This is a genomic window from Proteus terrae subsp. cibarius, assembly GCF_011045835.1.
Classification (GTDB): Bacteria; Pseudomonadota; Gammaproteobacteria; order Enterobacterales; family Enterobacteriaceae; genus Proteus; species Proteus cibarius.
In genome coordinates, this window is the sequence record NZ_CP047349.1 from 2,861,057 (window position 1) to 2,883,593 (window position 22,537).

The 22,537-nt window shown below is 35.5% G+C and carries 22 protein-coding genes and 2 pseudogenes; 11 read left to right on the forward strand and 13 right to left on the reverse strand.

The window, feature by feature from the left end:
* Positions 1–34 precede the first annotated feature (34 nt).
* From GTH25_RS13255 to GTH25_RS13270, 4 genes are all read right to left on the reverse strand, one after another.
* Positions 35–328: a helix-turn-helix domain-containing protein gene (locus GTH25_RS13255; protein WP_075674116.1), complete on the reverse strand. Its 294-nt coding sequence runs from the start codon at positions 326–328 to the stop codon at positions 35–37.
* 519 nt (positions 329–847) lie between these two features.
* Positions 848–1,375, reverse strand: coding sequence for a hypothetical protein (locus GTH25_RS13260; RefSeq protein WP_075674163.1), 528 nt, complete (start codon positions 1,373–1,375; stop codon positions 848–850).
* 268 nt (positions 1,376–1,643) lie between these two features.
* Positions 1,644–3,059: an NAD(P)/FAD-dependent oxidoreductase gene (locus tag GTH25_RS13265; RefSeq protein ID WP_075674162.1), complete on the reverse strand. Its 1,416-nt coding sequence runs from the start codon at positions 3,057–3,059 to the stop codon at positions 1,644–1,646.
* A 491-nt stretch (positions 3,060–3,550) separates the two neighbouring features.
* Positions 3,551–3,970, reverse strand: a complete 420-nt coding sequence (locus GTH25_RS13270) for a hypothetical protein (protein WP_164530636.1) — start codon at positions 3,968–3,970, stop codon at positions 3,551–3,553.
* A 199-nt stretch (positions 3,971–4,169) separates the two neighbouring features.
* On the opposite strand from GTH25_RS13270, the gene GTH25_RS13275 reads away from it, so the two are divergent.
* Both GTH25_RS13275 and GTH25_RS13280 read left to right on the forward strand, forming a co-directional pair.
* A complete protein-coding gene (locus tag GTH25_RS13275; protein WP_164530637.1) occupies positions 4,170–4,664 on the forward strand; it encodes a 2-thiouracil desulfurase family protein in 495 nt (164 codons plus the stop codon).
* 381 nt (positions 4,665–5,045) lie between these two features.
* Positions 5,046–5,354, forward strand: a complete 309-nt coding sequence (locus GTH25_RS13280) for a helix-turn-helix domain-containing protein (RefSeq protein WP_075674159.1) — start codon at positions 5,046–5,048, stop codon at positions 5,352–5,354.
* A 145-nt stretch (positions 5,355–5,499) separates the two neighbouring features.
* Here GTH25_RS13280 and GTH25_RS13285 read toward each other — a convergent pair whose 3' ends face one another.
* A complete protein-coding gene (locus tag GTH25_RS13285) occupies positions 5,500–6,039 on the reverse strand; it encodes a hypothetical protein (RefSeq protein ID WP_075674158.1) in 540 nt (179 codons plus the stop codon).
* A 333-nt stretch (positions 6,040–6,372) separates the two neighbouring features.
* On the opposite strand from GTH25_RS13285, the pseudogene GTH25_RS19215 reads away from it, so the two are divergent.
* The 3 genes and pseudogenes from GTH25_RS19215 to GTH25_RS13295 form a co-directional block, all read left to right on the forward strand.
* A pseudogene (locus GTH25_RS19215) lies at positions 6,373–6,504 on the forward strand (integrase); the annotation flags it as partial.
* An 840-nt stretch (positions 6,505–7,344) separates the two neighbouring features.
* The gene (locus GTH25_RS13290; protein WP_164530638.1) at positions 7,345–8,130 is read left to right on the forward strand and encodes a Shedu immune nuclease family protein; all 786 of its coding nucleotides are present in this window, start codon (positions 7,345–7,347) and stop codon (positions 8,128–8,130) included.
* Positions 8,131–9,009: 879 nt separating this feature from the next.
* Complete coding sequence (locus tag GTH25_RS13295; RefSeq protein ID WP_164530639.1) at positions 9,010–10,041, forward strand: hypothetical protein; 1,032 nt, start codon at positions 9,010–9,012, stop codon at positions 10,039–10,041.
* Positions 10,042–10,291: 250 nt separating this feature from the next.
* Here the strand turns inward: GTH25_RS13295 and GTH25_RS13300 are convergent, their stop codons facing one another.
* The 8 genes from GTH25_RS13300 to GTH25_RS13330 form a co-directional block, all read right to left on the reverse strand.
* Positions 10,292–10,741: an IrmA family protein gene (locus GTH25_RS13300; RefSeq protein WP_238795282.1), complete on the reverse strand. Its 450-nt coding sequence runs from the start codon at positions 10,739–10,741 to the stop codon at positions 10,292–10,294.
* A gap of 49 nt (positions 10,742–10,790) precedes the next feature.
* Positions 10,791–11,276: a hypothetical protein gene (locus GTH25_RS13305; RefSeq protein ID WP_164530640.1), complete on the reverse strand. Its 486-nt coding sequence runs from the start codon at positions 11,274–11,276 to the stop codon at positions 10,791–10,793.
* 86 nt (positions 11,277–11,362) lie between these two features.
* Positions 11,363–11,488: a transposase gene (locus GTH25_RS19220; RefSeq protein ID WP_219986650.1), complete on the reverse strand. Its 126-nt coding sequence runs from the start codon at positions 11,486–11,488 to the stop codon at positions 11,363–11,365.
* A gap of 2 nt (positions 11,489–11,490) precedes the next feature.
* Positions 11,491–12,192, reverse strand: a complete 702-nt coding sequence (locus GTH25_RS13310; RefSeq protein WP_164530641.1) for a transcriptional regulator — start codon at positions 12,190–12,192, stop codon at positions 11,491–11,493.
* A gap of 213 nt (positions 12,193–12,405) precedes the next feature.
* Positions 12,406–13,242, reverse strand: a complete 837-nt coding sequence (locus GTH25_RS13315) for a DUF932 domain-containing protein (protein ID WP_164530642.1) — start codon at positions 13,240–13,242, stop codon at positions 12,406–12,408.
* Positions 13,243–13,255: 13 nt separating this feature from the next.
* Positions 13,256–13,681, reverse strand: a complete 426-nt coding sequence (locus GTH25_RS13320) for an antirestriction protein (protein WP_164530643.1) — start codon at positions 13,679–13,681, stop codon at positions 13,256–13,258.
* 91 nt (positions 13,682–13,772) lie between these two features.
* A complete protein-coding gene (locus GTH25_RS13325; RefSeq protein ID WP_164530644.1) occupies positions 13,773–14,636 on the reverse strand; it encodes a GTPase family protein in 864 nt (287 codons plus the stop codon).
* A gap of 61 nt (positions 14,637–14,697) precedes the next feature.
* Positions 14,698–15,639 carry a hypothetical protein gene (locus tag GTH25_RS13330; RefSeq protein WP_164530645.1) on the reverse strand — a complete coding sequence of 314 codons (942 nt, stop codon included), beginning with the start codon at positions 15,637–15,639 and terminating at the stop codon, positions 14,698–14,700.
* A 431-nt stretch (positions 15,640–16,070) separates the two neighbouring features.
* On the opposite strand from GTH25_RS13330, the gene GTH25_RS13335 reads away from it, so the two are divergent.
* The 6 genes and pseudogenes from GTH25_RS13335 (at position 16,071) to GTH25_RS13360 (ending at position 22,532) form a co-directional block, all read left to right on the forward strand.
* The gene (locus tag GTH25_RS13335) at positions 16,071–16,658 is read left to right on the forward strand and encodes an inovirus Gp2 family protein (protein ID WP_164530646.1); all 588 of its coding nucleotides are present in this window, start codon (positions 16,071–16,073) and stop codon (positions 16,656–16,658) included.
* Positions 16,659–16,755: 97 nt separating this feature from the next.
* Positions 16,756–16,965, forward strand: coding sequence for a helix-turn-helix transcriptional regulator (locus tag GTH25_RS13340; RefSeq protein ID WP_164530647.1), 210 nt, complete (start codon positions 16,756–16,758; stop codon positions 16,963–16,965).
* Between the two features lie 267 nt (positions 16,966–17,232).
* Positions 17,233–18,143 (forward strand): annotated as a pseudogene (locus GTH25_RS13345) (restriction endonuclease).
* 244 nt (positions 18,144–18,387) lie between these two features.
* Entirely contained in the window at positions 18,388–18,741 is a 354-nt protein-coding gene (locus GTH25_RS13350) for a hypothetical protein (RefSeq protein WP_164530648.1), read from the forward strand.
* 62 nt (positions 18,742–18,803) lie between these two features.
* Complete coding sequence (locus tag GTH25_RS13355; protein ID WP_164530649.1) at positions 18,804–20,960, forward strand: HsdM family class I SAM-dependent methyltransferase; 2,157 nt, start codon at positions 18,804–18,806, stop codon at positions 20,958–20,960.
* 3 nt (positions 20,961–20,963) lie between these two features.
* On the forward strand, positions 20,964–22,532 hold the full coding sequence (locus GTH25_RS13360; RefSeq protein ID WP_164530650.1) for a restriction endonuclease subunit S: 1,569 nt from the start codon (positions 20,964–20,966) through the stop codon (positions 22,530–22,532).
* Positions 22,533–22,537: the final 5 nt, after the last annotated feature.

Below are 22,537 nucleotides of genomic sequence, written 5' to 3' on the forward strand. Positions count from 1 at the left end.
AGAACTCAATATAAACAATATTCCAACAATATATTTAAACTACTTTTTTCTTTCTAAATATAACTATCTCACTTGGCTGTGTTATCGACTGCTTATCCTCAAAAACCATAAAATCTGTTTTCTTAGCTTCTAAGATAAGACTTTGAGGTTTGACACCAAGTATATAAGAAATAGCAATCAATTGATCTACTGTTATTTTTAAATGCCCATCTTCTAATTGAGAATAATGTAGCATACTTATTCCCAATCTTTCAGACATCTCATTTTCTGTTATTTTCAATTGTCTTCTTATCATTTTTATTCTATTCCCAACTTTGGTGTTAATCATCCCTTTACTCTCCTTCTTTCATTAGATGATTACATCGATAAAACACCGAATTATAGTTTATAAACCATCAAAGCATAAACTGAAAATACTTAATCATTAGCTGTTGGATAACCGTAACATTACTTACTTTTGCTAATTCTGTTAATAAGGTTATTCCGATATTTTAAATTTAAAATAATTTACATTTCTATATGTTATTTTAATATACATCAGATTTGGAGTAACACAATAGTATTAAATATCGAATATGTAATTAATAGATATCAATAAGTTAGATGATTTTTAGTTGTGATTTTATAGAAGAAGAGAGATTTACTCTGAAAACCATAGATATAATCAATGATTTTTTTATGTGGGTATACTTATTATTAATTAATAATAAATATTATGAAAATATATATTGGTTATTTATTAGATACAATAAATTTAACATTTATAATGTTTTTATTCTTTAAATTTTATAAAAATAGAATTTAAAACTGGTATCTATCTGCGGTTTAAAATAAAACCGCAGATATTTTATTTTTTCTTTAATTCAATTTCTTCATCATAAAAACGCAATTTTACGGGTTCACCTTCTGCATCTTTAAAAATTAATCGCAATTTTATCGCTGTTTTACTTGGAATATTTACATCTTCCTGAATACCACCTAAATATGCTACAAAATCATCAGCATCTATAGCATAAATATTTTTCTTTTCATTTAAGTTTGTTAAACGGATAAGAGAGTCAGAGTTATTTTTAACAGCAAGAGTGACTAAATAATTATTTCCACCCGTAGACTCAACAGAAAGCACTCTAACTGTTGTGTATTTTTTCAGATTATCTTTATCATAAATAATGACTGCACCGTCTACACTGCTACCAGATTGACGTCCTTCGTCAATTCCATCCTTTAATCCAGATAGTGCATCTTTACTTACAATAGTTAAACTAGATGTGAAAGCTTTTACTCCCTCTTTTATTGTACTTGTTTCTTGGGTTTCTGCCGCAAATGCAGTTGATGAAAAAAGTAATATTATGCCTACTAAATGTGTTTTCCTCATTATTTCCCACTTATCAAATTATGACTTAGTTATAAATATAAATTTATATTTCTTTCTATGATTAATGTAATATAAATAAATCATAATCGTGAATTAGATATATCCTAAGTACAAAAACATGTTTTTTATTTAAATAATCGTTTTATAAAAAAATAAAAAGCCTGATTCCGATTAAATATCGAAATCAGGCATTATAAGCTACTTAATAAATACCCCCAATTTTATGGAGCCCCATCAAATTTGAAGGTTTTTTTCTAAACTAGATCGATTAGAATCTGTAAAGGCTAAATGGTTTTGGATCTAAAACAGGTTTTTTACCAAGTAATAAATCAGCCGTTAACTCTGCTGATACTGGGCTTTCTGTCATACCCCAGCCTGTTGCAGTATTAATCACTAAACCTGGGTACTCTTTAACTTCTGAAATAATTGGATTCTCATCTGGTGCGATAGCCATTGCACCACTCCATTGATCAATTAATTTCGATTCTTTAAAGGCAGGGAATTCTGCTTTTAATTTTTCTAATGAAGCATTTAACTCAGGTAAATCAGGCAATGCAGTCATATTTCTAAATTGTTCAAACGGAGAAACTTCATCTAAGTTCCAATGTGTCGATTGCATAAATGAATTGATTAATTGTTCATTTAAAGAAATATGCACAGGGAAATCAGGTAGAGCTAATAATGGCAGATATTTATAACCGTAAGTGAAAGATTCTTTCACTACTGGTGCCACAATAACACGAGGAGAAGTTGCATAAGTACCATCAGCTTGTTCACGGAAGAAAATACCGCCCGGTAAAGCGACGTTACCACCCGGTGCTGTTGGTGAACCACTGATTAACTGTTGAGACTGATATGCAGGCAGGGTTGGAACATCAACATTGAGATTTTGCATAAATAGGCGTGACCAAACACCACCAGCAACAACAACTTGAGAAGTTTTAATTGCCCCTTTCTCTGTTACAACATCAGAGATCACACCTGCTTGTGTTTCTAAGCCACGAGCCGCACATTGAGTGTAAATTCTAACGCCCATTTTTTTGGCGTATTCAGCCATAACGAAGGTTGCAACTTCTGGATCGAAGCTACCTGAATCTTCTTCAAAGCCTGCAATTTTCCAATCTGTTGTCGCGCCACGAAGACGTTGATTTAATTCAGCCCCTTCAATAATTCTGGTTTTAAATGGAATATCTGAACCAACATTCTTACTTCTTTCATCAATCCATTTTCTTACGTTAACTAAATCTTCTTCATCAAGAGGAACTTCAACGCGACCTTGTGTACGATAAGTAGTATCAACACCTACTTTTGCATTCATTTCACGCCAGCGATGTTTGCCCAAATGGTGTAATAAGAACGTTTCATCAGGCATTTTATAGCTAATCGCTTGACCATAGAATCTTGAAGATTGCTCACCAGCGATGTTACCTTTCTCAACGATCACAACAGATAAACCACGTTCTACAAGATTAATCGCTGTCATAATACCAAGAATACCAGCGCCAATAACAACAACATCAGCTTGTTTTGGTAAAGCGCCTTCAGTACCTTCAACAAAGCCATGTCTTGGCGTACCCGGAACAAAACGCCCTTCGCGAGTTAACATTGGTGTCAAAATACCCGCACCAGCAGCGACAGCCACTACTGTTCCACCAATGATAAATTTTCTTCTAGATATCGCCATTTTACACGTTCCTTTTACTCAATGAATTATTAGCATTAAAACAATAACGATATCTTATTTCATTTGTAAACTATTAGTAAAGTATTTGTAAATCTTTTCATCTATTTTTTTCTTGAAAGTCCGTACTATTTAATTTACTTATACAAAGAAGGGGATTAATTATCATTTTGTTTTTTATCGATTATTTAAGTGTATTAAGTAAAATAAAAGCATATCAAACTAGTTGTTTTCTTGGTTTTTTCATCAAAATATAAAATTTTTCACTATTAAAGACCTACAAACCTTTTGTTAAACATCAATTGATTACACATTTAAATTACAAATAAACAAGCTGGGTAAAATAAATTGATTAACAAATAATCCACAAAATCACTGATGTTACTAAAACAATAAGTTGAGTACATAACAAGGGACTGGTTATTCGAGAGTGACTCAGAAGAAAATAAGGAGCAAAAGAATGGCTAATATTAACTAAAACACTAAACAACCCACTAATATAAAAAATAATTTTCAGAATAAGTTATATGCAAACAATTATCATATTTATAAACCTCAAGATATTGTTCACTATCTCTTACTTTTGAATTTCCATAATAAACTGGAAAATCTAATTTATCGGTATACTCTCTTAATTGTTGATATGCCTTATTCCAATCATTAATAAAACAAAATGTCACACTGCCATCTCTAAATCCTCTATCAATAATTCCATCACTAGTAAAAAAATAATCATTTGATATTCTAGGTACTGATTTAATCACAGAGGAAGTATTAAGATAATAAGAAAAGATGTTATATTCAGTGTAGGTGTAACCTCTTTCTTTTGTATTTTTAATATCTTTTAATATCCAAAAAATAAGAATGGAAAATAAAATCAGTAGAAATAATGTAATCCAATATCCTTTTTTCATATTTTCTTCCTACTGTCTTGGTATTCTTAATATTCTATTTAAAACCTTATCACAGTAGCTCTATAAATACTGAAATACTGTGGCTTTTTGTGCTTAAACAGAATTGTATTCTCTAAATACATTGAACGATAACGATCAAGAATATAAATTCTATCAAAACGCATATCTCATTGAATGGATGTAAGATCACTAAATTTATATGAAAAATAAAATACTCGTTAGTGCTTGCCTGATGGGATTTAAGGTTCGTTATAACGGCACAGAAAAAGCACGATTAAATACAGTACTTAAACAATGGCAACAAGAGCAACGATTAGTGATCCACTGCCCTGAACTTGCAGCTGGGTTACCAACGCCCAGAGCCTCAGCTGAAATATTAGGATCTGATGGTTATCAAGTTATGCAAAATAACGCAAAAGTGATTGAAAACACGGGTAATGATGTTACTGCACATTACCAACTTGCAGCATGGCTTGCTTTGCTCACAGCTTTAGATTCTAACTGTATCGTTGCCCTATTAACCGATAAAAGCCCAACCTGTGGTAGCCAATATATCTACGATGGCAATTTTTCTGGTGTGACAAAGCAAGGTGAAGGTGTTGCAACAACCTTATTACGTCAACATGGTATAAAGGTATTTTCTGAAAATCAGTTGGATGAATTAATTGGTTGGATGGATGGAAAACAGGGATAAAGAAAACACTATTTTATGATAAAAATCTGAATAGCTAATAGCTTTAATCAAATAACCATTTGAAAAACATTAAGTTATTCTTATCGAATACGGATCGTCATCCATCGTTTCAAACAGGCTCTGCAAAATGGAGTCTTCCATTCTCGCTAACCTCCAATTAACTCATATTATTCTTAATTAACACTCTTATTTCGTCATTAACAAACAAAAATACTACTAAATACTAATGTAATTTATCTAATTATTTGATTTAGGTAAAACGGTTTAAATCTTTTAATAAATAAAAATTAATAGGTAACAGCTATTAATAATCTATTTTTGATCGTTCATATCGATCTTTAAGTGTTTTTACGGTAATCTCTTTTAAAAAGAGGGATTAATATGAGTTCAATTAATATTGTTGTAGGTCAGAGAATTAAACAGAAAAGAAAGCAACTAAAAATAACAGGTATCGAGATGGCAAGAAGGCTTGGTATCAGTCAGCAACACTATTCGCGTTTGGAAAATGGGCATCTTAAGATAACCGTCGATCAGCTTATTGCTATTGCTTTAATATTAGGAATATCGCCACAAAGTTTGTTGATTACACCCGAAATAATGTCACCAATGCTAAATGCTTGGGCTGAAACAACTTTGTCATCAAATGAGATTGTTGTTTCAAGAAATAAGAAACGCCGTAATCTTAGATAAGAATGCAATAATATTGTTTAACGCTATCTAACTTAATATTTAAACTACTTTAGTTAAAAAAATCGTAATTTTTTATCTTTTTTTATTTTAAAAAATTTCATCTATTTATAAAATCAATCGCTTGATTTGTTGTTAAAATAAATAATCAATTGTTAATATCTTTCGGAATTGAATATTTTAATCGAAATTCTGGAGCATTAGATAATTTTCGATTAGATCCTTTCATCAAATAAGCCGCTATTTCTTCTGATGATAAATCATCGACCTCTTCAATATTAAAATACTCATCTGGCCAATAAATAAGATCTGAAGAAAAGGATTTGAAGTTTGCTTTGAGTAACTTCATTGCATAGGAATGTTCAGATTCACTGCCTTCAGCTAAACATATAAAATCAATAATATTAATTAACTCTTCATAAGTCAGGTCATCTAAATATTTGACCTGATTAAACGCCATTTTTGTAAACTCTTTTGCGCTTGTCCAAGAATTATAATCACGAAAATCTGAAAATTCACAAGGTGTTACTACTTGTGTGTTCCAATTTTTCATCATGGTTTTAATATCAGGATCGTCTTCAGTTGCACCATTATCAATTTTATTAGTTATCTTCCGTAGTAAATCGATCAACTCATTAAGTTTAGCTTTACTTCTTTTTATTGGTTTCAATCTGTTAGGTAAAGGCATATTTTATTCCATTTATACTTTTTTTATTGAATTAGTATATCTTAATATGGTTTTTATTAGCTATTCTTTAACTGTTTAGTTTAACCTATTATTATTTAATCCTCTATTCCAACTATTTTTCTCTAAAATATTTTTACTATTTAAATATTACATTCCGTTATTAGTATATCTATTAATTACATCTCATATCAGTAAAATAGAGATTAATTAAATCAACATTCCATTAATAATACCACAAAGAATAAGGAGATGGAAAATATAGAAATGGTAATTTTATTACAGATAATGAAATATCGACTAGAAAAAACAAACGCATTATTGCTGAACGGATTAATGAGGCAGGCTAGAAGGTATGCTCACTTAGCACCCAATCATTTAACTGAACATGCAAAGCAAATAGACACCATTTTCGGAACTTGCGTCCCAAATACGTCCCACTTAAGAAAAGTAGATAATTTTAAATGATGGTAACTCATTGAGTTTAAATGGTACCCCTACAGGATTCGAATATATTCAGTAATAATATTGATATTACTCATTTTTATTAAATTCGAAAAACTAAAGAGCCCCCAATTGAGCCCCCAAAAGTTTTTCTTAAAATTCTAAGATAGTAAGTTAATTAAAATACGATCAAACAGAAACTCCACTCCTTGAAAAAATAATCAATTAAAATCATTTAGTTAAAAACAAAGCTTATTGAAAATTTCGAAGGCCGGACTCGCACATAATACTTAACCTCATGATTTAAATTAAAATATAAAAGTATGAATTTATTTATACCAACGCATGTACCAACAGATGAAATTCTTACTTTTTCTGATGGTTACCTAATACAAGTAATCGTGATGCTGGTGGTTCTGTATAAGGTATCAGATATTAGTGTCTGTGTAACATCAATATATTCTCTCCTTCTCGAATACTAAAAAAGATTAACCTGGTCTTTATCGGTAGATAACCCAGAAAAATAAAAAGAAACTGTAGCTAATATAATTTTTCTTGCGAAGAGAATAATTTCTAAAACAGGCTAACGGTCCACTTTGAGCGAGGAGCGGACTTTAGTCTAAAATAGCGATTCATACTCTATGCATCATTTTTATTATATCTGTCCCAGATATTCGACTTTTGTTCTGGCGTATAATAAATGCATATTCTTCTTTTCAAGGTAACGTCCCCTTCATTAAGGATAACGTGGCATCGACTCGTTGAACTCACAGCAAAAAGCAGACATTGATTTTTTATTTTGTTGGATGACGTCCCCATAAATTCGCTATAATAAATCGTTATAATTCTCAGGATTACTTCATAATGACAACTATTGATGAAACTTTGATTGCTAACTTTAAGGCTTTGCTTGATGACCCAGCCCCACAGGGACGTCAAAAGGAACAGGTGGTTCAGGATTTTTTGGAACAACATACAATGTTGATTCCCACTCCAAATCTCTTGAATCACCGGTTACATTTTCAATCAATAATCACCAAATTTCCCCTCGGCACGGAAATTACCACTGATTACATCTATATAACTAAAAGTTCTGACGTGTGGCGTATAACCCTCGTAGAGCTTGAATCTCCAGATAAAAACATATTTACAAGCGATACTAAAAAAGCAATTATATCCGCTGAATTCAACGCAGCACTTAGTCAGGTAAGAAGTTGGAAACACTTTATTGAAGAAAATAAATCTGAGGTAATTCGTCATATAGAGCCATTGTTAAGACCACTTGCTATGTTACGAAATCCAATTGAGTTTGATTATCAAATGATAATTGGTCGTTCCGAAAACAAGAATTTTACACGAGGTAGAAAACAGCATTTTCGTGGATTAATCGATGAAACAGGGATAGATATCATAACCTACGACCAACTTATTGACTATTATAACACGCCAAAACTCGTGCTCCGCCTTACAGGCCATCAATTTGCTTTCAAATATATGAGTTTTGAACCTACACAAATCTTCGCATATGTAGGTCCAGATAGTCTCTCGTTGTCGAGTGACCAGATTACATTTTTGAAAAACTCCGGTTATGAAATGGAAAAATGGAGTAGGGGTGACTTACTAACATTTAACGTGAAATTTGCAAAATGACTTATGATCGTGAGTTAAATAGCCGTAGTTTTTTTGATTTTGGTTAAATGTTTCACGGTGTAGTACGCATAATCAACCTCTTGTTAAATGGACGGTGTCTCATTTGAGCGATGAACGGACGCTCTAACTGCTCATTTTTCGGCGATGACTTTGCAAGTTTCTCGTATAGTCAGGAAAACGAGCGATTGGGTCGTTTTTATCCTATATTAAAATCAAAATTTCAACGTAACACATTGTCATCACTTTTATTTATGAATGATGATACAAATAGTGTTATAGGTAAATCGAGGCGAACTCTGGCAGGAAATCGAACCAATCGTTCGATATTCAATTGTTGAACTAAGCCGCTACGCGGAGATCACCAACCTCACCATTTCCACCACACTTATCTTTGGGTATTCCACTTATCCGGTGGTAAACATGGATCCACTGATAGAACAAGTAAGACCCGAAGTCGACAATTTAGGGTATTCAGAATGCACCGCTAAAAGCTACTGTGAACACTTGCAAAAACTGAGTCGTTACATCAACATCCACAGGCTGATACACGACTGAGTTAGCAGCGCCAACGCGCAATGAGTTAACCTAATTGAAAGGATTGGGATGAGGTATGCTTCGCGTTATAAAAAAGGTTGCTTACAGACCCTGAATTGGCTGTAATGGAAACAGAAAAATTACGACTGAACGATGCTGGGAAGCGCAAATAAGGCAAAGGATTTAGTAAACCAACCCGTTGCCAATCATGCTTAAAAAAAGTTCCCATAGCATAAACTACACCAGGCTACGTGCAGGTGGCCTCTCAGTTCAACAAGCGATTATGTGACAAAAATAACGTGTCACATAAATACTAAAACGTTATATTTTTGAGGATGTATCATCATGGCTGATGAGAATAAAGTAGACAAACTAATTACTCTTGAGAGGGTTCTTGGGTCAGAAATATCATTCCAACCATTGCAAAAAAGAAATTACAATCATTCTCAACAACTATCAATTGCATCTCCGGAGCTGCACTCTGAATTAGTTAGGTTTTTTGGCTCACCAGAGAGAGCATTTTTTACCACAAACATGGATGTGAACAGACTGGTGAAATACGGGGATGGTTCGTTCTCTTCTATGGTCAAAGGAGTTAAGGGAATTGCTGGGCATCAAGGGTTTGATGCTATTGATTCGATTGAATTAGCTAATGACCTTTTTATGCATATAGGAACTGCATTCAACAATGCAGTTGCTAAAATATATGCAAGCTATGTAGAGAAAATTAATCTTGAAGTAAACAATGTTTATCAACAGTTTATACTTAAAGACTTCAGCAAGATAAAATCAATCTCTTTTTTCTTAAAAGAAGTTTACTCGGATATCTACGGCGCTGGATTTAATAAGGAGCAAGCTCAGGCGACCTTGACAAATGTTCAACGGTCAAGAATTGAGCTAAGAGAGTTAGTATATAGATACATGGAAAATATCCGTTCAAACATCACTCCTTGGCAGCTGCTTATACCGATAGACGATTTAGCAAGCAATTATTTGAGTTGTAGGTACTGCATCTCACTTTATACGATTGCATTGGTTTCTGAAACTATACTATCCAATAGGTTAGATGATAATGGATTTAAGTCTCTTAAAACAAAGGTTTCAAATACCTTGGATGAGTTTAACGAATTGACTAATGAGGTGAATCGTAATCTTGTGGCTCGTTTCTTTAGCAACCAACAACAAATTAATAATCAAATGCTTTGGGCTTATAATCAATTAGCCGCTCATCAGAAATGCAATGAGAATAATAGTCTCAACAATTTTGCAAATAATCATCTCTCGCAATTTTGTAAAGATACCGAAATAAGCAAAATTGATGAAATCTTTGAGTCCAGGGATAAGCTGTTATCGAATATTGTTATTACTGAAGAATAAAGAATATAACAAGTCGCTGCTAGGGACTGCATTGCGCTGCGATCCATACAGCCCCAGAGCCAAGCGTTGAAGTTCCGCTTTTGGCACTAAGCGGACACGGATAATTTAATAAAACATACAATTAAGATAATTACTAATTCGGTATTAAATTAATCATTTATAAAAAATAAAGTTAACCTCACATATAACGATTAACTTTGCACAATTATTATTGTGCTAGCAAACCACCAGCACAATAATAAACAGTGTATTATTTGGATCCACTAACAGACATTTTTGCGAGCTCTGGATTTATTGGCTCAAAAATACTGAGTGGCAATTGAACTTTGCGACCGTTTTTATCTTCAACCACCTTAATCACTTTAAACTCTCCGATATCGTTACACAGTATTGCTAAAGATGCTGTCATTGAACGGTTAGCTCCAATATCACCAAAAGGCTCAACTTCAAGCACTTCATTACCGATAACACTTCCTTTTTTATCTTTCATCTGCAATGTAATTTCTAAAGGGCCAAATCCTGCATTATCGAGTGACATATGACTGCCGCCATTATCTAATGAGAATTCATAGCTACAATAACCTTGAGTAGCAAAACTTTCTTTAGTGTGAGTAATACTGGCATACCTATCTTCTGCGGCTAACGCAGACATACTCACTGATAACAATCCCAAAATAAGACAACCCGTTATTTTCTTCACTATTCATTCCTTATTTTGTTATAAAGCTGATGAACCTTATCATAGGTGATTATTGATTAACTTCTACTCCACCGTGCCCCCTTTCGATTTCTTTCCATTTAGGACGATTTGAGCCAGAAAATCTTTTTTGCATTGACCAATATTCGATAGGAAAGCGTTTCACGATTGTATTACCCACTCCAATATCCACAGTCATGTATTGTCCATTATGCATCGATCCTCTTGTTACATAGGCATTCGGACTGCATGTTCCTGTATCTCGTTGATCCCATTTCCTGTCTGTTCTTGCCACAATATAAAAATCACCGAATGCGCACCCTGAAGATGAACGGTGATTAAGAACAGCAACATAATGTTGTGTAGAACCCACTATCTTACAAGAGCTATTGTCACCCCCACACACTTGCCAAAGTGTTTTTCCTTTATCACCTTTAAATTCCCATATGGTATTGGCGGGAGGCTTACTCGCAGAGAGTACCGGGGTAGTGATAAAATAAAGCGATGCTAATATGGCTGTTGCTATCATTTTTTTCATGTAATGCTCCATTCATTTGATTATAAAGTGAACTGTTTTGTGTTTATTAAAGTAATAATGTGATCCAACGTTATCTATTTTGCTTTCTAATCAAGATCCCATTCATAGCCACACTCTCGGCACATCCACCCTTTTCCCCATGGAATGATGTCATGTGATGAATGGCAATAAGGGCAGTCTTGCGAGATAAACAAATAACCGTAAATAACCATCGCTATATTTCCTCCTTAATCGGGGTTAAAGGTTTTATTAATTGGTTAATAACTTGAAAATGAGGCAATGCGGCAATAAAACTGTTTTGACGAGAAAGTTGAGAAATATCGTCTCTTGGAATAAAGGTCATTGTTAAATTTTGGACTTGATGAATATCATCTAATAAAAGCACTTGTACTTGCTTATTATATTCAGCGACGAGATACCATAATCCTTCGCGATAAATAAATTGATAAGGGTAGAGTGGATTGAATCGATGATTATCGGTTAATACAATCACTTGCTGATAACTACTAATAGCGTAAATAAGCTGATAAAAATTATCTGAATGTTCAGCTGAAGTGCGATGCGTATGATGCCAAATAATACAAGGCGCTTGCTTTCGTTCAGATAATAATAGATTCAGTAATCGACTATCTAATCCTGGAAAGAGTCGAGTCATTCCTGTCTGTTTAACAAAAGTCAGAATGTCTTTATCACGATAAGCATTCAGTGTATTGAGCGGAAGACGATATACAACTCGCTGACCTTCTACACCAAGATAAACAAGGCGTTCACGAAAATCGCGTTGCAAAGTACGTTCAGATACATTGAACTCCTTCGTTAGTGAGGATAAAACGAGGTTTTCTCCCGCCATCAAGCGAGCAATCAAGGCAGATAATCGTACCGCCATGCGGTCATATTTTCGGTTGGTCTGAAACATAACATCTTGCTCTCAATAACAGACGTTAGGAAATTACAGGGATAAGGGAGTTTAACTTAGGGGGTTGACAGGTTATGTCTGTTGAGAAAATATCTCATTTGGGTATTTAATGATAAAGTGTTAATGCTAATGAATTGATAAATAAGATTATGATGTTTATTTATACAATGACAAAAATGAAGTGCGAAGACACAACCTGTCAGGAAGGGAAAATTAATTGGGTTGGCGGGGTGTGAGTTGATTAAATAAGGTATCCGCCATTACCCATAATGCTTTGTTAAGTTTGATATCACCATCGATACCGTTCACTGCGCGAGTACGAGCTCGCTTACCTTTGATAGTTCGGCCTGATAATCCCCCTTTAATCAGGTTTTCTTGCAAACGTTGATACACCGTCCATAAGTCTTCTTTTTTATCCTCAAATCGTCGAGGTTGTAGAATTTGTTCTCGAGTGACAGGCTGGAACTCTTCACCAAAACGGTAAGTCAAAGCCGCTTCAGCAAAGGCTTGCTGGGCGGCTGGAGATAACAATAATGACTGCATACTTTCGCGTTTTTCAGCCACTTGCTCAAAGGTATCGAGTACCTCATACGCCCCTTCAATTACTTTACCCACCACATCCCCTTTATGGGGCACACGTACTTCCCCTAATACATCACCACACACCAAACCGTTCGCACACACAGCTCTGAATAATCCCGGCAACATTTGATAACTGCTTGAACCATCGTGGCTATTGAGCAAAATAATTTCAGGAACTTGTACGCCCATGATCTGGTCATGGCGACGCAGCCGTAACATATGCTTAGTGTGCTCTCGACGGCTAACATCACGTACCCGGGTCTGGCAGGCAAAGAATGGATAGAAGCCTTCTTTTTGCAGGCTATCGAGTAAAGTAATGGTCGGAATGTAAGTGTACTGTTCACTGCGCGAATTGTGTTTTTCTTCAGAAAACATACTGGGCACCGTGCGAAATAATTCTTCAATGGTGAGTGGACGGTCACGACGAATATTGTTAACAGGGCCAAAACGCGAAGCTAATAAACTCATGATAGACTCCTGATTAATCAATTAAGTGAAAAATGGCAGCGGATTCAGAATGTTGTAGCGCGTAGTCACGCAACTGATAAAAGCGGTCACACATCACTTCGCTTTCTGTTTGGAATGACCAGATGCTGTACAGGATAAGGCATACTGCAATGCCTGCGGCTTCTTGGCTCACTGTGGCTTCATTGCCGTTGTGCATGTTGAATAGGGTTAAAGTGTCTGCGTTTATATCGGGGTAGATAAAGGCACCGCCATTGTTGAGCGTGCCATATTCCCAGTAACCGCCATGATACTCATCGCAGAATTGACCCATTGTGGTGAAGATCACCACTTCAAAAGTGGCCCAGCCTTTCACTGCACCAAAATGGTTGAACCAAAAATCAAGGCGTTGTTCATCGGGGACTAATTCCATTGTGATAGAGGATTCAGTTGTGTTATTCATAAGTTGATACTCCAATAAAAAGAAATAAAAAAGCGCCAATCCCGTTAAGGAGTGGCGCTAGATGTCATCAATGTTGTGTTAATTTAAGAAGTTAAAAGAAAAAACTCCACAAGGATTTAGCGACGGATACGATACTGTTTTTGACTGTACCAATCGTGCTTTTTATCAAGACAGGCAGGGGAAGGATGTCTATCAGCGTATCGACGATATCACTGACACATTGCCCAAAATCGTTACGTGCAGAGTTTTCCACGGATTGCGTCCGGTAAGTGCTGTTCAGTTGCCTAGCAACCCCGCTACTGGCTTGCGCCGGTAACGCCTGTATTAATTGCTCCGCTAACTCAGTGAGTTGATAGTTTTCGACAGCAGAAACCGTCATCACCGGATGATGCGGCTTAAATGCTGCTATCACGGCTTGCTGCTTTAATTCTAAGTTAGCCGTTTGCTCGGGGGATGGCTGGTGGTTGTGTTCATCCCACTGGCGACACGGCTCTATTTTATCGGCTTGGTTCAATACAAACAGAAAACAGTTTCGATGATAACCACATTGCTCAGTAAGAAAATGATAACACTGCTCATCGGAAGACCATGCTCTATCATCCGCTTTAAGAACCCAAATGATTAAATCCAATTCTGGCAATAAGTTACGATAGAGTTGGTGGTACTCTCTATCTCGCTCAAGGCTTTCCCCCACACCGGGTAAATCAATAAAAGTGAGTGTATGGTTGTTCATCGTCATACTGAAGCGTTGGGCTTGCCGTGTGCAGCCAGAGACATTACTGACGGGCGATAGGATGGATTGGAATAGAGCATTGATGAGACTGGATTTTCCGGCTCCAGTTTTACCCATCAGACCAATGGTGGGGGAATAACAAATAAGATTATTAAAGGCTGAAAAAAACATTTCCTTTGTTTTTTCAGGAAGAAAAGATAAATGTGATTCTAATTGTTTCATCATAGTAACCTTAATTAACTAAGTTCACTATGATGATATATATCTCAATTTTTTTTCGTTTTTAACCCCAAAAATCATGTTTTTTTATAATCTCATCCGAATTTAATATTAAAAAATCAAGAATGTCACTCATATTTTTATTTTCTTCTTTTGAGATTTTCTTTAATTTATCACTAGCTTTTTTTGAAATATATGTATTAAGGACTTTCTTATCTTTGACTCCATCACGAAATTTTTTCTGACTCCATGATTTTCTCATTTCTATAAGATATAATTTAATTTCTGCTTTAGACTTAGATAATGCCCAAAAATCAAAACTGGATTTTACTATTTTCTCCTTTCCATTTCGTAATAACTTATTAATATCATATTCATTGAGCATATTATTTTTTTCCATTCTAGCGTAAATCCAATCTATAAAAACCTCACTATTATACTTTCCAAAAGGATCCTTATTTCCATCAAAATAATTTATTATTTGGTTTAAAAAAGAATTACTGTCATTTAAGTCCACATTAGAATGATATAATATTACACATAGAAAATCCAAAAATAAAATAACACTATCTAATGAGATATTATTATCTTTATCGCATTTAACATTTATAGGGATTATAGACTTATCAATTAAAAGATTAACACTTATATTTTGACTCTTTGAAAAATTAACATATGCATTAATAAGATAAATCATCAACACATTTAAAGCTCTTCTATTTCTTACAAATCTAATATTATTATCTATAATAAAATTATATCCATTAATAGGAAAGAATTTTTTTGAATTTACAATTCCAGGCATATCTCTTCTTATGTTACTATCTATATCATAATGAACCTTGCCTTTATTATATTCACTTTCACCAATTATTTTGGCCAACTCAATACAATAACGCTCACTATTATTTAACAATCCAGAAATAAAATAATTCTTATAATTTACAAAGTAAGAAATATAAAAATATCTATATTTCAAATAATCATCTGGTATATTTATCTTCATTTAACTTCTCCTCATTCAGCATAGTATTTTATCATCACCTTTATGTAGCATTATACTACAACAATCACATAGTATTTTACGTAGTAAAATACATATTCATAATGATAAATTAAATCCAATAAAAATCAGTGATACAGCGCAATTATTCATGATGATAATATCAGAGTAAACGCTAGCTTTTAGATTTATGAAGAACCTAGATAATATCAAGCATTGATAAACCTTATCATCACAAATCTCATGTTGGTGTTGTAATATATATAAGTACAGATGATCATCACTGCATCTCGGTAATGTTACCTTGTCACTCAAAAACACATTCAAAATTCAGTCCATCATTCATTAATCGTGTTTTCATGACTTTCTATAAAAATAAATCATTTTATTACAGGAATAGATTTAGATATGAAATAAACAATAAGGAATAATTCATGTCTATAAAATCAAATAATGAAAGCTACTATTCTAAAATTAGTTCTGTGATATCTAAATCACTTCAATCGCACAATCGAATTTCTGCGATAAGAATTGACCTAAGATTTCCTAGCCATATGGTTTGCCATTTAAATGTTCCCAAAGTGATAACTCGATTCTTTGAATCGCTAAAAGCAAAGATACAGGCAGACCTAATCCGTAAGTCTAAATTATGGGAAAGACATTGTTTCAGTGAACTTCATTATGTCTGGGTTAGAGAATTCGGAATGAAAAATAACAAAAAACACTACCATATTTTAATCATGGTAAATAAAGATATTTATAAAGGGTTAGGTAACTATGATGCTGATGATATAAATCTTGGAAAATTAATACAGCAAGCATGGTGTAGTGCAATTAATGTTGATTATCTAACTTATAAAGAATTAGTTCATTTCCCAACAAAACCTACTTATTGGTTAGATAAAAATTCACCTGATATAAAAAGGCAAATCTTACAATTAAAGATCCGTTGTTTATATTTAACAAAAAATCACTCCAAACATTATGGAGATGGTGAGCGTTCTTTTGGATGTAGTCGCTAATAAAAAACATGAAGGGAATATCTTTTGGAAGAAAGATATCCTTTTTCAACTCTCGATATCTCTTCTGCCTTTTAATTTAAAAGACAGGAATTCAATAATGAACACACAAGCTATTCCCTTATTAGATGATCAATTCGTTGATATGAAATTTATTACGAAATTAACTGGATTAACCGATAAATGGTTTTATAAACTAATTCAAGATGGTGAATTTCCAAAACCAATTAAATTAGGCCGTAGTTCTCGTTGGTTAAAAAGTGAAGTTGAAAATTGGTTGCAAGCACGTATTGCTGAATCTAGAGGCTAGAGATATTCAAACTAGGCTATTCTAGTCAACCAAATACAATGCTTACGCCCATACCCCCCCTCCCCTGCAAAAGTTCAAATACAGTGATTAGTAACACAATGAAACACTCCATTCTTGTGGTGAGAATTTGTTACCTCATTATAAAAACTGGCTGAACAGCTTTGCCAAGTTATCCGTTAGCTAAGACCATCTGCTGATATTCACATCCGTGATGTTAGATGCCATAGTATAGAAATTTATGTTAAACATCTCTTATAGAGGGTTTCCATGACAGTTCCAACCTACGATAAATTTATTGAGCCTGTACTAAGGTTTTTAAAACATCACCCTGAAGGTATTGCTGCCAAAGATGTTCATGAAGGCGCTGCAGACATTCTAGGGTTAGATGACAACCAGCGCTCCGAACTGATTTCAAGTGGCCAATTAGTCTATAAAAACCGTGCTGGTTGGGCTCATGATAGGTTAAAACGAGCAGGGCTTTCACAAAGCCTATCTTGAAGTGGTGCCTAACTGAGAGTGGTTTCGAGTGGATTAAAAACAACCCATTTCCACTGCCCCAAGAACAAGTTGCTCATTTAGCTTTTGACTTTATGAACATAAAACTTAAAACGAATCCTGATATAGTTCCATTAGATGAAGACACTCAAATAAATCCTTATAATCATCAACAAGTTAGTAGTCCAGATGACCGCCTAAACGATGCACTGAAAGAAATTCGTGAATCTATCGCCATTGATTTACTAGCAAATTTACTTCAAATATCTCCTACCCGCTTCGAATTCATTGTATTAGATGTGCTACATAAATTAGGTTATGGCAGTCATCGTGATGATTTACAACGAGTTGGCGGTACAGGTGACGGTGGGATTGATGGGATCATTTCGTTAGACAAACTTGGGTTAGAACGAATTTATGTACAAGCAAAACGCTGGCAAGGCACCGTAGGTCGCCCTGACTTACAAGCATTTTATGGCGCTCTTGCAGGACAAAAAGCCAAACGTGGAATTTTTATTACGACCTCTGGCTATACCGCTCATGCGATTGATTTTGCTAAATCCGTTGAGGGATTAGTTCTTATTGATGGTAACCGCTTAGTTAACCTAATGATGGATAATGAGATAGGCGTTAGTTCACAAGTTATTAAACTACCAAAGCTGGATATGGATTATTTTGAGTAGTGATATTGATTCAATTATTTCTATCCTAAGCTTAATAGCTAAAACTCATAAATTTACCTAATAGATTGACATGTTAGACTACTAACATAAAATGCGTCAAATATTAGTAAAACAAAATACTGATCTGTATGGACTAAAAAAATAAGAATGAACGTGAACCAGATGATGATGTAGAGCCCTTTCTGAAAAAATACTTAGAATAGCTTTACGATTTGATATAGATGACCTTACTTGGAATGTGCTCATGGAAATTAGTCAACTAATCTCACAACTCAAATTAACACCTAAAAATGTTACAACTATATTCAATGATAATATTACATTGTGGCAATCACTAGGTTTCAGTCATACTCAAGTAACGCTTTGGCTGGCGTCATTATCTCTATCCAAAGAACTCAATACAACTGATCAGATAACTTATGATATTACAGAGCATTTGATGTCGCTACTACAAAATGCTGGTGGACGAATGCCTTTAACGCAAGTACTAAAAAAACTTCCAGCCGGTATTACGACCAGTGAGCAACAAATACGCAGATTAGTACAAAATCACATGCAATTAGAGGTTAAAGGTCCCCTACTGGTATTGGTAAATTAATCATTGCTGATAGACTAGCACTATCAATCATCTGCATTACTAAAGTAAAGTAAGAAGGCCACATGGCAAAAGAAGCAAAAACAAAAAGACAAGATCCGCAGCAGCAGCTCTCTGTACTATTTGAAAAATTAGTGAGTCAGCATATCGAGTTTACTCAGCCGCTGATCGAATTACCCGAGCATGAATTCGCCAAGGCTGGTCTCATTCAAGGCCAGGTTGAAGGCAACTTAACGCCACCGGTCATGTTGATTGCGCTGGCAGAAGGCCATTGGGAATACGCCGCTGACACTGCAAAGTTTGATGATTTAGCCTACCAGCTGTTAAGCGATATCGAAAGTGACTGGCCAGTATTTGCCGTTGTGGACGATGGCATGAACCAACGTATTTTGGCCTTGTTCGGTGCCGATGGATCTGACGGTACCCACGGTGCAGATACCCTGCCAAATCTGGAAGAATTGCGTAGCTTTGATCGCATGGAGCGCGACCCAACCTTCCGTTGGTCAATGCGTGTCTATACCCGCTTAATGCAGCGTTTTGATGCCTTTCATGAGAGTGTTTACAGGGTACGTCGTGATAAAGTCACGAACAAAAACACTATCATTTATGAGGTGGCTAAGCTTCTGTTTTTAGAAAGCTTTCGAGTCCACCACTCAAAAGAGCTAACTTTCGTTGACCATGAGGGAAATACTTGCGTCTTTAATGAAGTATTTAACTATGAATACGTTAGACGAAATGGAGAAAAAGCCGTTTCACAGATAAAAGCGGCGTTTAAAGCACTTAAGTCACATCCTGACTACATAGTCACAGCTGATGATGGAACCCCAAATGGTATTTTTGATGAGGATGAATACCTTAAGCTGTCTGTTCCAGAAAACTATGTTGATTTACTTGAAGCTATTCAAAACCTTGGCCCAGTAATTTCGAATGATGGAAAGATTGTCAAAAACTCTGGGTCACTTGCCGATGTATCAGGTGATTTATTAGGACGAGTGTTTGACGTATTTCTACGCGCTAAGTTCGAATCTAAAGGGGGCCTTGGAGTCTATCTAACTCCTAACCCAGTAAAACAAGCCATGCTGGAAATGGCAATTTATGATATTGCAGATGACGATAAAGTCATGGCGAAACTAACAAATGGAGATTTTAAGTTTTGTGATCCAACGTGTGGCTCATTTGGATTTGGTTCAGTAGCCCTGAGTCAAATAGATAGACTTGTTGACTCTAAATTGGGCGGTCTGAGTGATAATCAAAAAGAAAAGTTAAAGCAAGACCTCAGAGATAATGCATTCACTGGTGCTGATAACTCTACTGATATGATCATGCTAGCACGTGTGAATATGGCACTACAAAATGCACCTAAGGCAAAAATTATTCACGCATATAACTCATTAAGTACTCCAGCTCTAAGGCCTAACAGCTTCGATTTGATTTGTACGAACCCACCTTTTGGTACACCAAAATTTGCTAAAGATAAAAATAGCCAAGAGTCAAAACTAAAATATGAAGAAGAAATGGAACAAATCCTTGGTGGCTTCCGCCCTGCCGTAAAAGTTATGGATAGCTACAACGCCTGGTACGACCATGTAAAAATGAAGTGGCAAGATATCGGTGATTTAGAGCTGGATGACAACGGCGAGCCTAAATGGGCGGGTTATCGTACCGATTTACGCAAAATGGGCGGTACTGATAAAAAGCCGTTTTACAGCCTACAGCCTACAACCGCAGGGCTCGCGCTGGGCAGCAAACCCGATAGCAAGGGCAACTGGCAGCCGGTAGGTGCCACCATTGATCCCGCAGTATTGTTTATCGACCGCTGCCTGCAACTGCTTAAACCCGGTGGCCGTCTGTTAATAGTGCTGCCCGACGGTATTTTATGTAACTCCGGTGACCGCTATGTCCGTGAGTACATCATGGGGAAAAAAGACGAAAAAAACGGCGAGTTTGTTGGCGGTAAAGCCATTGTAAAAGCAGTAATTTCATTGCCGAGCGATTGCTTTAAGCTCTCCGGCACGGGCGCCAAAACCTCGATTTTGTATTTGCAAAAACGCCATGCTAACCCCAACCAACCAGAGCAATTTTTACCCGAGCCACAAACCGATGTATTTATGGCAGTGGCGGAAACTCTGGGCTACGTGGTGAAAAACAACATCGAAGATTATAACGCTGGTGTCGCTAACGATCTGGATAAGATTGTGTCGGCTTATAAGAGGGGGGAATAATATATGACTACCTCCCTGTTTAACCGTATAAGACCAGATCAAATCGCAGACCGACTTGATGGTGAATACTATGCAAAAGAATTATTGGAAAATGAAACTAAGCTTAACCATTTCAATCAAGTAACTCTCGAGAATTGCGTTACAAAGATTCGTAATGCTATTTCTGACCTAACCTCAAATGGTAGTTTTGAATTTCTGAGAGGTATTCAGTTTAACAATACAAATGGAATACCTTATGTACGAACTCAAAACTTGATGGACGGTTATATAGATTTTTCGGATGGTATTTACGTCGATCTTAAATGTAAAGATATGGTTGCAAAGTCACTATGTGAAACTGGCGATTTGATTGTATGTCGAAAAGGTAAAGTTGGTGCGGCAAGCGCAGTATCAGCGGATATGCATGGTGCTGCAATCAGTGAAAATGTTACACGATTTCGCTTAGATAACTCTTATGACGCAGATTTTCTAGCAACATTCTTAAATTCTAATCATGGAAGAATGAGATTTTTAAGAGAAGCGACTGGTGTTATTCAAAAATGGATAAACAATGAAAAGCTACGACAGATTAGAGTCATTAGAATAGATTCTAGTGCAGAAAAATACATCGGGGATAAAGTTCGTCAAGCCGAGCAGTTGCGCGCTTGGGCGAAGCGGCTAGAAGTAAGATTAGCATTGCTCGAAAATCAAATACCTATCTCAAAGCATGTTGTCAGAGAGGCCAAACACTCAAAGGCTACCCTATCGTACCTAACAGAAAATAGATTAGATGCTCGTTACTATGCTAACAAACACCTCGATCTTTATGCTCAATTCACCGACGACTTTGAAAGCCTTGGTAGTATTTGCTCGAAATTTAAATATGGAGCGTCTATTGCTGCAAATTACGTAAACACTGATGGATTACCTTTCATTCGAGGCAATGCTTTGTCACCTAACAGAATTAACAAAGACGACATAGTTTATCTAAATAGATCGCTAGAAGATGAGGTCAATAATTACTGCATCGAAGAGGATGATATATTAATAACCCGAAGTGGTACTGTCGGAGTAGCAGCTCACGTGACTTCAGAGTATGCGAAATATTGGTATGGTTCTTTCATTATAAAATGCACACTCTCAAATAAGTTATATTTACCAGCCTATGTGAGTTGGTACTTGAATTCATGGGTAGGTCAACAACAATTTCGAAGGCTAGAAAATGGTGCTGTGCAGTTGAATATAAACATTGAAGAGTTGAGTTCAATTGCTATTTGGAAAGCATCACAGGATTTTCAGAACGAGATACAGCAACTACTGTTCGAGCAGATAAGTGCTGTAAATCTGTCTAAATTACTAGCAAACACAGCTAAAACCCTGGTCGAAGCCCTGATCGAAGGCCAACTGACCGAGCAACAACTAATCCAGGCCCAACAAGCCCTGGAAGATGGCGACAACAGCTTAGATCAGGCGATTTTAAGCAAACTAAGTACTGAGGGTTATTCCATTGAAGGTGCCACATCGCTATTTAGCGATGTGGATGAGTTATACAGTTTGCTGAAAGAGGCGGCACAAGCGGAGGTTGAAGAGTAAAAATG